Source organism: Fluviispira vulneris, assembly GCF_014281055.1.
GTDB lineage: Bacteria > Bdellovibrionota_B > Oligoflexia > Silvanigrellales > Silvanigrellaceae > Silvanigrella > Silvanigrella vulneris.
The window spans coordinates 696,533-712,212 of the sequence record NZ_JACRSE010000001.1; the positions used below are offsets into that span (position 1 = coordinate 696,533).

The following is a 15,680-nucleotide window of genomic DNA, read 5'->3' on the forward strand; positions in this document are numbered from 1 at the left end:
CCAAGCTGAATAAATATTAATAATATGTACTGAATTGGTAAAGTTTTAGAGTCGAGCAGAGAGCATATTTTCAGGTTTTAGAGCATCTTCTAGCTGTTGGCGGGTTAAGAGTTTATGTTTTAAAACCAAATTAAACACACTGTCTCCTGTCGCCAAAGCTTCCTTTGCTATCATTGTAGAGTTTTCGTAGCCGATGAGAGGATTAAGTGCTGTCACTAGGCCAATGCTGTGTTCCACGGATCGGCGGCAAGCTTCTTTATTTGCAGTGATTCCCTCTACACAGAGACGCCCCAAGGTGCGCATTCCGCGCGTGAGCATAGTGACACTTTGAAAAATATTAAACACCATAACAGGCTCAAAAGCATTGAGCTGCAACTGCCCACCTTCCGAAGCCATTGTGACAGTTAAATCGTTGCCGATCACTTGAAAGGCAATTTGATTCACAACTTCTGGAATTACGGGATTGACTTTGCCAGGCATAATACTTGATCCTGGCTGCATAGGAGGAAGATTGATATCGCCAAAACCACAGCGAGGACCACTTGATAATAATCTTAGGTCATTACATATTTTGCTCAATTTAATTGCTAGACGTTTCAGAATTCCTGAAAATAAAACAAAAGCACCTGTGTCAGGAGTTGCTTCAATTAAATTGGGTGATGCCACTAAATCTAATTCTGTTATTTCCCGTAGTTTCTCGATTGCTTTTGCCGCGTATTTTGGATGAGAATTGATTCCAGTGCCAATCGCAGTCCCACCAATGCTTAATTCTAAAAAGAGTTTTGCACCATCCCGAATGCGAGCAATGTCCTCACCTAAAGTCACAGAAAAGGCTTCAAATTCCTGACCTAAAGTCATAGGCACTGCATCTTGTAATTGAGTGCGTCCCATTTTAATAACATCAGAAAATTCATTGCCTTTATTTGATAAAAGCCCACACAATTCGACCAAAGCTTCGAGCAAACTGGGAATAGATTGTAATGTCGCTAAGCGGATAGCGGTCGGATAGGCATCGTTTGTCGACTGACCTAGGTTTACATGGTTATTTGGATGAATACTGTTGTAATCCCCTTTTGCTTTGCCCCACAGTTCGAGAGCTCGATTGGCTATGACTTCATTGGCATTCATATTGGTGGAAGTTCCAGCCCCACCTTGAATCATGTCGACTAAAAATTGATCGTGCCAATGGCCCGCAATAATCTCATCACAAGCCATAACTATATAATTTGCAATATCTTTATTGAGGACACCCAATTCAGCATTGGCCAAAGCGGCCGCTTTTTTAACTTGTGCAAGGCCTTTTATAAAAATAGGAAAGGATTTAAGTTTCACACCCGTGATATTAAAATTTTCTAATGCGCGGAGAGTTTGCACTCCATAATATGCATCATCAGGCAATTCCCGATTGCCAAGCAAGTCATGTTCTAAGCGCTTTTTACCCGAGCTGTAGCCCGCATAGTGGACTGAGCTATGAGTCACTGCACTGGAAATACGATTAAATACGAAAGAGCCAATGCTCATTTGAATTTTACATGATATTTCTTGATGGTCTTTCATAAGTTTTAAAAAATTTTGTCGAGAGAGTGTGATGGCTTTTGTACTAAGAAGCGCAACTGCTTTTGCTTTGTGCAGAGTTCCTTCTTGAAGAAGAGAGACTTCTCCAAGAAACTGATTGGGTCCATAAATGGTCGTAGGCTCTTCAAAGTCTGAGGATGGAGCAGAAACTTCTACTCGGCCAGATATAATGAGACGCAATTTATCGCGCACGAGTCCAGGGGAATAGAGTATTTCATTTTTTTTATAATTTTCTTTTTCTAAGTAATTGATTAGAATTTTGACTTCATTTTCTGAGAGGTTAGAAAAAAGGGGAAAATGAGAAACGTGGGAGAGATCCATTGTAAAAGCTCCTCGATTGATGGATAGATATTGTGTTACACCCATTTTTTATCAGAGACAATGGGAGTCATATAGTCCAAATAAATAACTTTGGATTATAAAATTTTTGAGAAACCTTTTAGCGGAAAAAGGACTGTATTTGTCGGCAATTCGGGAAAGTAAAATACAATTTGAAAAATGGCTATACCCAAATAATAATAAAAAATTATTTTATGTTATCACCCTTTCGCTTGCTATACATATACTTCTTTTATATTTAATAACTCTCATAAAAGTTTCAGGACATGATATAGTTTCAAATGAAAACCCACTCAGTCCACCTCCAGTTCATATTAAGTTCGACACCCCACCCCCAAAAAAATCCGCATTAAAAAATGATCAAACTGAAAGTAAAGATCTAATTATACCTAAAAGCAGATCGGGCGGGATTTTAACCGATAAGAACCAAAGAGTTGAAAAAACTTTCCAAGTCCCCAAAGAGCTTGAAGCAAATGACAAAAGAGTAGAAAATGATCCTTTTAAGAGTAATGGTATCACTCGAAAAAAAGACAAAATATCTCTACCAAATAAATCACAAAAAAAACCGATTGGGGGGATAGAATCTCTGCTTCCACAGTCAAGCCAATCTTACATCGATGAAATTAGGCGAGAAGCTCGCCAAGGGAAACCGATACAAGGTGACAGTGGAGATATTCCCATTTTAGGCAAAGAATATGCTCCTAGTAACGAACCACAGTACAAAGAACGATTCGCAACAAAAGACATGAGTCTTTATCAATTCAGTCAGGAATTTAAGGAAAAATTTGGTGCTGTCTGGAATTTAAAAGATCGAAACTTGCCACCAGAGTCTCCCCTGAGACCAGGGGATTTGGTATATTATAAAATCTATATTAAAGGAGATGGTTTCCTTGAAAAGTTCGAAAATTTGACTCAGAAAAAAAACCCAAATAAAGATTTTTCGGGAGCAGATACTATCTTTAAAGAGGTTGTGTCGCAAGTGCTTCCTATGCCTGTACCTCCTCGTTTTACTCACAGCATTGTCACGGAAGTCATTGCTATACAAGTTGTGAGCACAAACGTTTTTGTGCATTATTCACCGCAATAGAGTAAAATTGGTTTTAGTTTTGATAGCTTCTCTATTATCAAAGTGATACCTTTTTTATAACCATTATGAAACTAATGAATGTTCTTTAATTGTTCATTCTCTCCAAATTTAGGGAGGATCCATGTTCGACTGGTTTTTTAGGCTACTTTCTCATGATTTAGCCATCGATTTAGGCACAGCAAATACCTTGGTCTATGTGAAGAACAAGGGAATTGTTGCAAACGAACCTTCTGTCGTTGCTGTTCAACGAGACTCGCGTGGTCTCCGCACCGTGAAAGCAGTGGGAAGAGCCGCAAAAGAAATGCTTGGGCGAACTCCTGGAACAATTGAAGCCGTTCGTCCGATGAAGGATGGTGTGATTGCTGATTTTGAGCTCACCGAAAAAATGTTAAGTTATTTTATTGGTGTTGCACACAATCACCGCTCTCTCGTAAGACCAAGAGCCGTTATTTGTATTCCTTACGGAATAACGGAAGTGGAAAAAAGAGCTGTGCGTGAATCTGCAGAGTCGGCAGGTTGTGCTTCTGTTTACTTAATCGAAGAGCCCATGGCTGCTTCCATCGGAGCTGATCTTCCTATCCACGAAGCAAGTGGAAATATGATCGTAGATATCGGTGGAGGAACTACAGAAGTCGCGGTAATTTCTCTCTTAGGAATTGTTTATTCTAAAAGTGTGCGCGTTGGGGGTGACAAAATGGATGAATCCATCGTCAACTACCTCAAGCGACGTTTTAACGTACTCATTGGGGAACGCACCGCAGAGCAGATAAAAATTGCGATTGGTTCTGCTTATCCTGAAGAAGAAATCCGCACCATGCAGGTTAAGGGGCGCGACCTTGTTGCAGGGATTCCAAAAACCATCGAAGTCACAAGCGAAGAAATCCGCGAAGCCATGCAAGAACCCGTCAATGCCATCGTTGAAGCTGTGCGATTAGCTCTGGAAAAAACACCACCAGAATTGGCGGCCGATATTGTCGACAAGGGAATTGTCCTTGTGGGAGGCGGAGCTCTTATTCGAAATTTAGATGTGTTATTACGTGAAGAAACAGGCTTACCTATTGTTGTCGCTGAAAACCCACTCACAGCTGTGGTGCTTGGATCTGGGCGCGTGCTCGACAATCCTGAGCTTCTAAGAGAAGTTACTTTTTAATTTTAATTTAAAAAAATATAATTTAAATCATAGTTCAAACCTAAGCCTGTGGTCGTTGGCAGCAGACTCAATTGTAAATGTAATATATGACTCTGCGCATGTGCAAGAAATAGTTAAAAGCTGAACCTTTGCTTTATTTAAACTTAGCAATCACTGCTTCACTGCCATCTAAAGTCGAGCCAACTGTATAAAATGCAGTTTCATTCGTAGTTACTATACTGTTCATTTTTAAATTTGCGTTCATTATTTTACCGATCAATGCGCCTTCTTGGGCAAAATTATAATCGAGTAAACCATCAGATTTATATTTTAAAATTACAAAATCAGTATTGTAATTCACTTCACTCGTATTGCCACATGCCAGTACTGAACCATCTGATTGAACAACATGGTCTGTTAAAAAGCTATATTTAAAAACACTCGTGAATTGAATTCCATTATTTCCAAACTGATTCAAACGAGTTCCGTTGGGATTAAATTTTGCAAAAGCTATGGAGTTATAGCCCTGATTCACTTGCATAAAACTATGTACATCTGCACTGACAAGAATAGATCCATCATTTAACAATGAGAGAGCATCAAGACTAAAATATCCACTTGGAGAAAAATTTTCAAGTAAAACACCATCTCTACCAAACTGTCTGTTTAAAGAGCCATTCGAATATAGTTTAACCATATTCAAAGTAATCCTATGGTTTGCATCCCAGGTTCTTCCTGCTGCTAATATAATCCCATCATTTTTAATTATAATTTTATCGGTATATGAACCATAATATGTATGAACTATCGTTCTTCCATTTAAACCAAAATTTAAATCTTTGCTTCCATTTGCAAAATATTTTACGAGAGTACTTGTTGAAATATCATTTTGAGTTATAGGATTTTTCTGAATTGACATTCCACCCAATATTAAAGATCCGTCGTTATTTAATGCATGAGTCTCTGCACGAATCCACTCTTTTTCAATTTCGACAATACCATTATTACCAAAATTTTTAAATAAAGTACCATCATTATTAAATTTAAATAAAACAGAGTAATAACCTGTTGTTTTGTAATCTGCAGATCCAAGAATGGTTATTGTCGAATCATTTCCAACTGCCATAGCTTTAAATAAAAGATCTTTACCAATATTTACTTGAACAACGCCATTATTTCCAAAATTTTTATTTAAAGTACCGTCAGAATTTACCTTTAGCAAAAATATAGAGTTTATATTATTTTCTGCAAGTGCATGTCCTCCTACCAATAAGCTACCATCTTTTAGAATTAATACTTTATTAAAACTATTACTTTTATCACTAAATTTGAATCTAACCAATCCATTTATTCCAAAGCTTTCGTCAAAAACTCCTTTTTGATCAATTATTACCGAATTATTATTTATATTTTTTGCAATATTTTCAGCAAAAATATTTTTTGCGATTAATATAACAAATAAAATAATAAAATTTTTGTATAATTTTTTGATTTTCAAAATATCCTCCTCAAATACTCATAAACGAATTAACTATATTTTAATTAAGAAGAATATTTTATTTCCGATATTTATGTCAAATTTTTAATATAATTATTATTATATATTTTCTTTTCTTTTTATAATATTATCAACAACATTATATTTACTAGCATAATTATACATATCATCGTTAAAGCGAGTAAATATTTCGTAAGAACGATCAATCAATTTTATTGCTTTTTCTCTTTGCTCATCATTCGGCTTATAATTATCAACAGCTTCTTTTAAGCGTAAATAGGTTTCACCTGTTGCATGTCCTGTTTCCATTTTCAGATGATGTTGGCCAAAATAGATATATTTTTCACCCGTCAGAAGCGAAAGATCATCTGCAGCTTTACAAGTAGCAGTAAAAAAAGCGAAACCATTGCCTTCAATCGCTTCAAGGACAATATAGCGCTCAAAGGAGGTTGCATAACGAATGCACGCACTAAAATCATAGGATGCTCTTCTAATGCCAATCGTATCTTTTCCCCAAAGAAAAGCCATAGATTCAGCAAAAGACATGGGCTGATCGAAACCAAGCCTCTTGATATCATTTAGAAACCATACAGAATGTTTAGAATCTTCTATTGTATGCTCGTTTATAATTTCTTGAAAAATATCTATATTTTCAAAATCTCGATAAACATATCTATTTAAATCAGCAAAACTCATGGCAAAATGCGCAATACAGGGAGCTATTGCTAGTCGCTTACGAGGATCAATCGACGAATCTTTTAGAAAAATAAATAAAGGATGTAAATCATATTTCTTATTATACATTTCAATATGAGCCTTGATTTGTTGCATAGATAATCTCCCTGTTTTTACAATTAAATTCTTAAAACATAAGCAACGGTTTCATATAAAAATTCAACTTTTCCATCCTTTTGGTGCATCATAAAAAGACGATTTGTTTCTGCCATAAAGCGATCGTATTTGGGATGATCTTTCGGCGGGGCATAAGAGGTAGAAAGCATACGCCCAATAAGCTCTTCTCTATTTAAAATTTGTTTTGTAGGTATAGAAAACTTTTCAAATTTCTGAGGGAAAAGATCGGCAAGAATTTTTTCATCTTCTATATTTTCAATTTTAACAGAGAGGAAATCGATTGAGTCTTCAATAAATACTTTATGTATACCTGTCATAAAAGCAGATTTTTTATAATCTTTTTTATTCCAAACGATGACTACTTTACCTCGAGGTTTTAATATTCTGCGCATTTCCGCAGCAGTCTCTGCGTTCGAAAACCAATGAAGAGACTGGGCACAAAAAACAAAATCGACTGATTTGTCTTTGAGAGTTGTGTTTACTGATGTTGCATCAACACTCGTATATGATTTTAATTTTTTATAAGAATTTTCAGCAATGGCTCGCATTTCTGGGTTTGGCTCAATAGCAAAGACACGACACTTATTTTTTAATAAGAGCTTGGTAAATTTACCCGTTCCAGCACCGATTTCAGCACATATACTTTTAGAGCTAAAACCATAGCGATCACGTAGAAATTTTATAATTTCGTCTGGGTAGGTTGGTCTGTATTTAGCAAAATCCTTTGCCTTGCCTGAAAATCGATCGGAGGTGTCGAGAAATGCCATAGTATTTTCCTTATTAAATAACAGAAAAACTTCACACACTTTTTGACTTAAAGAACAAGAACCGATTCAGAATATAATGTTCATTTACCAATACAGAACGTAGAAAATATTTTATCAAGGACATTATCTAAATGTATTTCACCCACAATTTCTTCTAATGAGTGTTTAGAATGATTGATTAGTGATGCTATTTTTTCTGGATAGTCCTTTATGGCAATTAACTTAGAACATTCGTTCAAAGAATTTATTGCGTTTAATACTTTGTCTTTTTGTCGCACAGAAATCAAGGTTGGATTCTCTTTTTTGCTCACTTCACCAGTTATTAAATTATGATAATTTACTAAATTTTCACACAGTGATTCTGTATTCGATAAAGAAATCAAAACTAAATTACTATTTAAACAATTTTTATATTCTATATCTTTGGTTAATTTTAAAAAATTTTGATTAAACATATGCAGCATGTTTATTTGGTCATCCGAAAGCAAATCTTGTTTACTTACCACTGGAATAATTTTTTGATCTTCCGATAATTTCACGGAAGTAAAAAATTTGTTTATTTCGGATAATATATGATCGTGAATTCGAGAACAATCTAAATTGTGAATATCTATGACAAGACAAATGACATCAGCAGAAAGAGCGGATTGCAAACTGCGCTCAACCCCAATTCTTTCTACTTCGTCTTCAGTCACTCTTATTCCTGCTGTGTCCAATAAAACAAAATCTTTATTTTGAATCACAAGCCTGTCTTCAAGAACATCACGGGTCGTTCCTGGAATATGTGTAACGATAGCTCGATCATAACGTAACAGGGAATTGTACAAACTTGATTTTCCTGCATTGGGCTTGCCTAAAAGAACAACTTTCACACCTTCACGCATTTTTAAACCGCTTGAAAAAGTCGCATGCAACTTATTGAGACGCTCTACAACGTTGTGAATTTGTGGAAGCAAAGAAGAAGGTTCATAGTCTCCAACTTCATCCGGGGCAAAATCAATATGAGCTTCTAAATACGCTAAAATTGTAATGATCTGTGCTCGGATATCTTCTGTTTCTCGTGATAAAACACCATCGACAGTATGCCGAGCAAGCTCAACACCACCTAATGTTTCTGCATGAATAAGCTGATTGATTCCTTCTGCTTGGGCAAGATCAATTTTTCCGTTTAACACAGCTCTTTGGGTAAATTCACCGGGTAGGGCATCACGCATCCCAATGGAACGCAATAAACTTTGCAATTTTGCTGAAATTAATGGATTGCCATGCACAGATATTTCAATAATATTTTCTCCACTGTAACTTTTAGGTGCAGGAAATATTGTTAAAACAACATCATCAATTTCATTTTTTTCTTGATCAATTATATAAACATAACGGGTACAAGGTCTGCCTTCTGATTTACTTGCTAAAGAAACAAGATCGACTGATTTTTTATTATGAGGTGAAAGAATATAAGGAGAAAGTATTGAAAAAACATTTTCTCCTGATAAGCGATGCAAATGCAAAGCACTTCTCCCCATAGGGGTAGCAAGTGCAAAAATCGATTGAAAATGCGCGTTCAAAACTATTTCCTTAGTTTATATTCATAAGTATACAATAAATTAATCATCTTTGCTTGGGAAAGAATTAAACTTTTCCTTTGCTTCATTTTTAAGACTTATTTCATTGGTATCATTCTTATGGTTTATTTCTTTGATTTCATTTGATGTAACCGCACCGACACGCTCTATATTATTTTGGAAATGTCCGGTCTGTTTTGTCTTTTTCGAATGAATTTTTCTTTTTTGTTTTATAGTCGGTTTGCCTGATTTTTCTGTTGCATTATTTTTAAAAGTATTTGAATTGTTATTTTTATGCACTCTTTTTTCAGTTGCATAAATCACCAAGCGACGTTTATCGCCAGTCCCAACACTCCGTGTTGCCACACCAGGAACACCATCTAGCGCTAAGTGAATCACACGTCTTTCTTGGCTGCTCTTCGAAGAAAGAACAACGCTTTTACCTGTTTTTCTTACTTTTTCTGCTAAAGAACGCGCCATTCCAATAAGTCTTTCTTCACGTTTTTCCGATGATTCTCCCGCATCTAAACTGATTCGAGAGGAAATATCGCCAAGTTTTTTTTGTGCAACACGCTTAAAAACATGTTCAAAGGCTAGAGAAAGTCGATCACTTTTACTTAAAAAGCGTTCTATAAATTCATCAGATACTTTTACAACTGCTTCATTTTCGCCAATAACAGTTTCTGTCTTATTTAACGAAACATCAAACGCCGAAAAGAATAATTTTTTATAGTTATCAAATAATTCTTCGACCCCTTCGCTTTTCATATTTAATAAATTGCGGGGCATATAATTTTCTGAATTATAAGATGTCTTAACACTTTCAACATTGTCGTGAGAAGTTTTAGGTTGAGAATTATCTTTTTTACTTAGATCAGGATTGAGCTTACGGGCCTGCTTTTGCGTCCCAGCTAAGTTCTGTGCTTTTGCCATTGGTGTTTTACTCAAAGCCTGACGCACAGCTTCACGCGCTGCTGCTTGGAGATCTTGTTTTGAGGTTTCGACCCAAGCTTCTATCCGAACAGAACGAGAAAAAAGTTTTGAAAAAAAATTGCCACTCGACTGCTGAATGACATTATAGCAAAGAAGAGTTTTATCTGTAGAAAATGTTTTTGCAGCCTCTGCAAGAGCCTCCTCAAGGTTTTTCCCAGTAAATTGCCGTTTATCCATGAATACTCCGTAATTCGGGATTTAATTAGTAACCCCTCAACTGAAAAAGAGGGGAATTATTTTTTGCGAATGCAATCAAAAGCACTCTTTTTTAGATTACTTTATTTTGCTTGTGCTTTCTTAAAGTGACGTGTCAGGAACCCCTGCCTAATCATTGAAATGATTGTATTCGTTATAACGTAGAGAGCCAAACCGGATGGATAAAAAATCATAAAGACAGAAAAGACGATTGGTAGAATTTTCATCATTTTTGCTTGAGTTGGATCCATAGAAGGCATTGGCATCATTTTTTGATAACCGATCATAAGAAAAGCCATCAGAACAGGTAAAACGAAATAGGGATCTGCTTGAGTTAAGTCTTTAATCCAAAAGAAAAATGGTGATTGGCGAAGATCGAAAGTGTTTCTTAAACAAGTGTCTAACCCAAAAAACACGGGGATCTGTGGAAGAAGTGGTAAACATCCGCTCAATGGATTCACTCCACTCTTTGACATAAGCGACATCGTTTCGCGCTGTAAAGCTTGTTTGTCATCTTTGTATTTTGCTTGAATTTCTTTGATTTGTGGTTGAATAAGCTGCATTTTTTGTGCCGCACTGTATCCTTTAATTTGCAATGGCAAGAACAATATATTGATACAAAAAGTCAAGATAATAATCGCTATACCCCAATTGCCTATGAGATTGTGCAGAAAAAATAAAACATGATAAAGTGGTCGCGCAATGATTTTAAAAAAGCCATAATCAATAGTTTGGTACAAACTGTATTGGTCAAAATGACTTAAAATCGTTTCATTTTTAGGGCCAAAATACACCTTATAATTAAAAGTCACTGATTGTCCTGGCATCAAGTTAACTGGTTGCTTAACCCATGCTTCATAAACTGTTTGATCAGCTGGAGACAAACCATCTTTTCTTAAAAGATTGCCTGTACGAACGACTTCAAAATTGAGTGGGTTATGTGAAAGAGGAATAAGAGTGTTCATCCAATAATGGGAATCGACGGAAAGCCAAGTTGGCACAACCCCAGTTTCTGAATGCATAACTTTATAAGTTGATTCTGCATCGAATGGAGTCATCACCCTGTTCACATCACCATTGGCAAGGCGCAGAGCAGCTCCATGAAATTCTGCAGGATGGGAAGAGAACAATCCACCTGAGTTTTGGTTGTCAGAGGTTGCACCCATTTCGAAATCAACATTGGTATTTTGTTGGTATTGAGAGTTATTTTTAACAGTGATTTGAAACTCACCATTGTAGTCTTTGTCATAAAATTTAAAAGTTCTTAGAATTTCAAGGCCATTTGCTCTCTGAATAATTTGAGTAGAACCATCAGCCGTCTTTTCTATGCGCGCAGGTTGATTGCGTAGATCTGTTGTCCCAACACGAAAACCATAGGCTTTACAGATATTGTAGTTTTGAATGACAGAAACAGGAGTCGGATCGTTGTAGGCGACTTTTTCTCCAACCAGACTGTTTTTGCCAAGGCATCCACCTTCAGGGGTGAATTCAAAGGTTGCATAAGGAACTTTTAGTATTAAGTCCGATGGATTGACAACAACTAAAGGCAATTGCTCAGTGGAAGCTGAAGAAGTATTTGCCTGCCCAACCTGCTCCACATGTGAAGTTACTTGAGAAGCATTTGTTTTTAATTGAGAGTTTTCGGGTTGCACTTTGTGCAGTTGTGCCTGTTGTTTGTTTTGTAACTCGATCGTTGCTTGTTGCTGCTTTATATAATAGCTTTGAGCATAAAAATATCCGCCAAATAACAAAAACAAGCCTAACATTAAACCTATTGTTTCTTTTTTCACTTCAGAATCCCGTTCTTTACTGTGTTAAACAACTATGGGAGATCAACTCCACCTCTATGAAAAGGGTGACATTTACATACCCTAACAACCGTCTTTCCAAAACCCTTAACCGCTCCATGCTTTTGAAATGCTTCTAAGCTATACTGGGAGCAGCTCGGATAAAACCGACATCTTGGGCCAAGTGCAGGAGAAATACACTGCTTATAAACTCTAATCAAGAAAACAAAGAGAAGAACAAAGAATTCATTCAACTTTTTAAAGATCATACTTTTTCTTCCTGGGTTGATTGACACTTTTTCAATGCTTTCTGCAAAGTTGTATTTATAGCTTTTAGCAAATCATCCCAAGGAACTTCGAGAACATTTCTATTGGCCATAAAAAGCAATTGAATTTCGTTGCCAGCCGGTATTTCAAAGGATTTTAAACACTGATTGAGCGCATTTTTCAATCTTCTTCGCACTCTATTTCTTTTTACAGCTCTTTTATGCACTCCTTTTTTAGAAGCAACAACAGCAAATTTTAATAATTTTTGATCAAGAGAGCACTTGCTAAAAGTCATATATGTTAAAAAAAATTCAGATCTCGATTTTACGGCTTTAGCATAAAACTCAGAGAAATGAGTTATCTTTGCTATTGTTAAAATAGGTTCACTACACATTTTTAGGTGTTGTCCTTTTTGGCACTCTTTTCACAATTTAAGAATAATCCTCGCTATGCTGTCTTTATATAAATAACAAAGGAGTCACAGTCGAGGAACACATGACAGTGCTCAAATACAAACCTATCGGTCCGTATCGGGCAACCTTGCTCATTAGGCTTATCTTAGAGTTGTTCCTCTTTGCAACAATTGCGTTCCAATTTCCAACTTTCCCTCAATCACTTGAATCTATTGGAAAATTAGCAAATATCATCGGAAAAGCAGAAATTTTACGTGCTGGAAAAAATATTCCCGCAGAAAAAAACATGCAAATATTTGAAACAGATATAGTGACTACTTTCGAAAAAACAGCAATAAAAATTGAATTCAATGATGGCAGCTATTTAATGGCATTTCAAGATTCAAAAATTAAGCTGGCAGAATATAATATCAAAGCTAAAGAGAATAATGCAAATGATTTAAAATCAGCTATAGAAGTTGCTAAAGGTAAAATCCGTTTCTTTGTGAAGCCTCAAGAAGACGGAAAAGTGGACGCTAAATTTAAAACCTCCAATTCCGTAATGGGAATAAGAGGAACAAGCGGATATATCGACACCTCTGCAATTGGAAATACTCAAATATTGGTCACTTCAGGGAGCGTTGAAGTCACAAGCCTCGCTGATCCGACAAAATCTGTTGTATTGTCTGAAAATAAATATTCAGAAATAATTGGCAATAGACCTCCTACCCCTGCAAAAACCGCACCACCTATGCTAATAAATCGCTTAAATGCCGAGGCAAGCTTGATCGATCCTAATTATAAACAAAGTGAAAAACCTGCGCCAAAACCTGAGGGAGCACCCAAAAAAGATAAAAACCCTTCAAAAGGATCAAATGACAACAATCCTGTCCCTGCTGAAAAGAAACAAGTCTTTAACACAGATGGCACGAGCACTGTTGTTAGCACGAACAATGCTTTGAACGATGTTCTTGTTACGCAAGGCAATTCACGTTTACGTCCGAGTAATATTACTGAGTTTGCTCCGATTGTGAACGCTTTAAAAGAAATAAATAATGTTAATGATCAAATCAATAGACAAATTAACACAATTATAAATACTTCAAGTGGCTATCAAAAGACAAAAAATGTCACTGTTAATGTGAATGATCCATCACTTTAAAATAGGAAATAATATGAATATTAAAAAAATATTTCCAGAGACATACAGGCATTTAAAACTTATCGAAAAAAACCTAAAAGTCATTGAATTTCTAAAAACTTCGTTAGAAATTGTAAGCACAAATGAAGCAATATTTCCACTACAAAGAGATTTTTTAATAATAGAAATAACTCATGCATATCAGCATTTTGGATTTAGTTTATTTGCTAAAACAAGCATAAACCTAATTGCTAATGAATTAAAAAGCATAACTGGAGTGGAAAAAAATATCATCATTAATTGGCTTAACATAACAGCAGAATCTATTCTTCAAGAAATAACACTCCCTTTAAAAGAGAACATGAGTGATAAAGAAAAACTTGAGCAAATATTTTCTGTAGAATTTATTAAAAGAATATTTTGCTCAGAAAAAGAAGAAGACTATCTCACTGGAATGAGTGTTTTTTCTAGTGAAACGATAGAAAATATTAGAAAAATATCCAGAGAAAAGATTGCACGAATTACGACAAAAAAAGAATTCGAATGGAATGATACAATTTTAGAAAACCACGAATTCTTCTTAGACAATTATCCAAATATTAAAAGTACTCTTTTTGATTTTCTTTATCAATTGCATTCCGATCCACTTTCTCTTTTATCTTGGCGGCTTGAATCATTTATATCGTTTACTGATAAGAGAGATGGATCTATTTTTATTATGCGGGAAAGTATTTTAAATAAAAAAACAGATTCCAGAAAAATCATGGCGGTTGTTTCATTACTTGTACCCCATAGTGATGAAACAGGAAATCTTTTACTTCCACACTCTCCTATTTCTGTAAGTCAAATTGCTCGTCTTTTTTCGCCTGATTTTAAGTCTGATAAGTTTCAAATTGATATCTTAAAAAACTGGATAAATATTGATGACAATGATGGATTAAAAAAAGAAATTGAAAGCTTACTTGAAATAGGTGTTGAATTTGGTTTGTTTTTCAAAGTTCCCAATGGACAAAAAGGTTATTCCTACGGATTGAGTGACAATGGACTTAAAATTATAAAACCTTTTCATTCAGTTTTAACGGATACAATCTTAAGAAATTCATTTGACTCTCCCTAAAGAGTTTCTTATGGAGAGAAAGCAGAAATAAATTCTGCAGTTAAATTGAGGTCTTTTGCATGCCCCGCCCTGTTGTTAATGTTGAAGAAACTAACGAATTCTTCACTCTTAAAGTCACAAAACCAAGTTTACGATATATTGATTTCTTTTTGAAATTAAAATGCGCAGCTGAACTAATTGCAACAGGATTTTATCCCAATGCAAAAGAAATTTCCGAAACTCAGGGAGTATTTGAAGGAGCAAGACATAAGTTAAAACTCGACTACAAAGATAGCAGTGTAGCTATCGTAGTGGTTGGTGATGGATATAACCCAAGAACTGGCTATTATATTGCATGCATGACCCAATGGAGTGTATTTTCTGTTGATCCCGCTATGCAGCGTGATTTCGAAAAAATAAACCAATTTATCGCAAAACGAAAAAACCTTAAAATTTTTCCCGATCAAATTGAAAACTGCAAAATTGATTTACAAAAGTTTAATACCATTGTTTTACTTTTTGTTCATTCGCACGCCAGTTTAAAAGCAAGTGTCAATGCATTAAAAACCAATGACTCCGCAGTGATTCATGCCGTTTCTATGCCATGCTGTTTTGACGACGATCTAGGAATACCATATGATATTAAATTCGATGATCCTTACGTTATATCTGTTCATCGTTCAATATTAATTTATAAAAATATAACTTTGCCTGTTTCATAATCACTTATCTTCAAATGCTTTTGTAAGCGCATCGATCACTTTTTCTCTATCAATTGCTTTTTTATTACTCTGATCTACTTCCTCAACTTTTCCACGCATATTCAATTCTTTTTGCATTGCTAAAAGTAAATTAGAAGTTCTATCTACTGGAATTGAAAAAATAAAGAACCAAATAAATCCAAAAAGTATAAATAATCCCAGATATTTAAAAAAAGTGAGCATATGCAAATCTCCTTACTCAAATATCTTAACCAAAGTAAGACAAGCTAAATATGTCA

15 protein-coding genes are annotated in these 15,680 nt (G+C 35.3%); 5 read left to right on the forward strand and 10 right to left on the reverse strand.

The features are described 5' to 3' along the window. Positions 1-45: 45 nt before the first annotated feature. Entirely contained in the window at positions 46-1,896 is a 1,851-nt protein-coding gene (aspA, locus tag H7355_RS02745; RefSeq protein ID WP_186644894.1) for an aspartate ammonia-lyase, read from the reverse strand. Positions 1,897-2,035: 139 nt separating this feature from the next. On the opposite strand from aspA, the gene H7355_RS02750 reads away from it, so the two are divergent. Next, positions 2,036-3,001, forward strand: coding sequence for a hypothetical protein (locus H7355_RS02750; RefSeq protein ID WP_186644896.1), 966 nt, complete (start codon positions 2,036-2,038; stop codon positions 2,999-3,001). Positions 3,002-3,122: 121 nt separating this feature from the next. After that, on the forward strand, positions 3,123-4,151 hold the full coding sequence (locus tag H7355_RS02755) for a rod shape-determining protein (RefSeq protein ID WP_130609093.1): 1,029 nt from the start codon (positions 3,123-3,125) through the stop codon (positions 4,149-4,151). 133 nt (positions 4,152-4,284) lie between these two features. Here H7355_RS02755 and H7355_RS02760 read toward each other — a convergent pair whose 3' ends face one another. The 8 genes from H7355_RS02760 to H7355_RS02795 all read right to left on the reverse strand — a co-directional run bounded on the left by H7355_RS02760 (position 4,285) and on the right by H7355_RS02795 (position 12,445). Then, positions 4,285-5,628, reverse strand: a complete 1,344-nt coding sequence (locus H7355_RS02760; protein ID WP_186644898.1) for a hypothetical protein — start codon at positions 5,626-5,628, stop codon at positions 4,285-4,287. Positions 5,629-5,727: 99 nt separating this feature from the next. Continuing rightward, complete coding sequence (locus H7355_RS02765) at positions 5,728-6,459, reverse strand: hypothetical protein (RefSeq protein WP_186644900.1); 732 nt, start codon at positions 6,457-6,459, stop codon at positions 5,728-5,730. A gap of 23 nt (positions 6,460-6,482) precedes the next feature. After that, positions 6,483-7,247 carry a class I SAM-dependent methyltransferase gene (locus tag H7355_RS02770; RefSeq protein WP_186644902.1) on the reverse strand — a complete coding sequence of 255 codons (765 nt, stop codon included), beginning with the start codon at positions 7,245-7,247 and terminating at the stop codon, positions 6,483-6,485. Between the two features lie 80 nt (positions 7,248-7,327). Further along, a complete protein-coding gene (gene mnmE / locus H7355_RS02775; RefSeq protein ID WP_186644910.1) occupies positions 7,328-8,812 on the reverse strand; it encodes a tRNA uridine-5-carboxymethylaminomethyl(34) synthesis GTPase MnmE in 1,485 nt (494 codons plus the stop codon). A 39-nt stretch (positions 8,813-8,851) separates the two neighbouring features. Continuing rightward, positions 8,852-9,979: a protein jag gene (locus H7355_RS02780; RefSeq protein ID WP_186644912.1), complete on the reverse strand. Its 1,128-nt coding sequence runs from the start codon at positions 9,977-9,979 to the stop codon at positions 8,852-8,854. 101 nt (positions 9,980-10,080) lie between these two features. After that, positions 10,081-11,787: a membrane protein insertase YidC gene (gene yidC, locus H7355_RS02785; RefSeq protein ID WP_186644927.1), complete on the reverse strand. Its 1,707-nt coding sequence runs from the start codon at positions 11,785-11,787 to the stop codon at positions 10,081-10,083. A 32-nt stretch (positions 11,788-11,819) separates the two neighbouring features. Beyond that, positions 11,820-12,053, reverse strand: a complete 234-nt coding sequence (gene yidD / locus H7355_RS02790) for a membrane protein insertion efficiency factor YidD (RefSeq protein WP_186644929.1) — start codon at positions 12,051-12,053, stop codon at positions 11,820-11,822. Continuing rightward, on the reverse strand, positions 12,050-12,445 hold the full coding sequence (locus tag H7355_RS02795) for a ribonuclease P protein component (protein ID WP_186644931.1): 396 nt from the start codon (positions 12,443-12,445) through the stop codon (positions 12,050-12,052). Before H7355_RS02795 ends, yidD begins: the two co-directional genes overlap by 4 nt. A 101-nt stretch (positions 12,446-12,546) precedes the next feature. On the opposite strand from H7355_RS02795, the gene H7355_RS02800 reads away from it, so the two are divergent. From H7355_RS02800 to H7355_RS02810, 3 genes are read left to right on the forward strand one after another with little or no spacing between them, the layout of a single operon-like run. Beyond that, positions 12,547-13,605 (forward strand): FecR family protein, encoded by a 1,059-nt coding sequence (locus H7355_RS02800; protein ID WP_186644932.1) that lies wholly within the window; start codon positions 12,547-12,549, stop codon positions 13,603-13,605. Positions 13,606-13,618: 13 nt separating this feature from the next. Next, complete coding sequence (locus tag H7355_RS02805) at positions 13,619-14,701, forward strand: hypothetical protein (protein WP_186644933.1); 1,083 nt, start codon at positions 13,619-13,621, stop codon at positions 14,699-14,701. A gap of 59 nt (positions 14,702-14,760) precedes the next feature. After that, the gene (locus tag H7355_RS02810; RefSeq protein WP_186644934.1) at positions 14,761-15,402 is read left to right on the forward strand and encodes a hypothetical protein; all 642 of its coding nucleotides are present in this window, start codon (positions 14,761-14,763) and stop codon (positions 15,400-15,402) included. On the opposite strand, the gene H7355_RS02815 is transcribed toward H7355_RS02810, so the two are convergent. Next, entirely contained in the window at positions 15,403-15,624 is a 222-nt protein-coding gene (locus H7355_RS02815) for a hypothetical protein (RefSeq protein ID WP_186644935.1), read from the reverse strand. It lies immediately after the preceding gene. Between the last annotated feature and the right edge of the window lie 56 nt (positions 15,625-15,680).

Excerpts from the sequence above, each read along its gene's own strand:
- H7355_RS02780 (WP_186644912.1), bottom strand. The coding sequence starts at position 9,979 with ATGGATAAACGGCAATTTACTGGGAAAAACCTTGAGGAGGCTCTTGCA.
- H7355_RS02770 (WP_186644902.1), bottom strand. The coding sequence starts at position 7,247 with ATGGCATTTCTCGACACCTCCGATCGATTTTCAGGCAAGGCAAAGGAT.
- H7355_RS02810 (WP_186644934.1), top strand. The coding sequence starts at position 14,761 with ATGCCCCGCCCTGTTGTTAATGTTGAAGAAACTAACGAATTCTTCACT.
- H7355_RS02795 (WP_186644931.1), bottom strand. The coding sequence starts at position 12,445 with ATGTGTAGTGAACCTATTTTAACAATAGCAAAGATAACTCATTTCTCT.
- aspA (WP_186644894.1), bottom strand. The coding sequence starts at position 1,896 with ATGGATCTCTCCCACGTTTCTCATTTTCCCCTTTTTTCTAACCTCTCA.
- H7355_RS02805 (WP_186644933.1), top strand. The coding sequence starts at position 13,619 with ATGAATATTAAAAAAATATTTCCAGAGACATACAGGCATTTAAAACTT.
- yidD (WP_186644929.1), bottom strand. The coding sequence starts at position 12,053 with ATGATCTTTAAAAAGTTGAATGAATTCTTTGTTCTTCTCTTTGTTTTC.
- H7355_RS02755 (WP_130609093.1), top strand. The coding sequence starts at position 3,123 with ATGTTCGACTGGTTTTTTAGGCTACTTTCTCATGATTTAGCCATCGAT.
- H7355_RS02815 (WP_186644935.1), bottom strand. The coding sequence starts at position 15,624 with ATGCTCACTTTTTTTAAATATCTGGGATTATTTATACTTTTTGGATTT.
- H7355_RS02765 (WP_186644900.1), bottom strand. The coding sequence starts at position 6,459 with ATGCAACAAATCAAGGCTCATATTGAAATGTATAATAAGAAATATGAT.
- H7355_RS02800 (WP_186644932.1), top strand. The coding sequence starts at position 12,547 with ATGACAGTGCTCAAATACAAACCTATCGGTCCGTATCGGGCAACCTTG.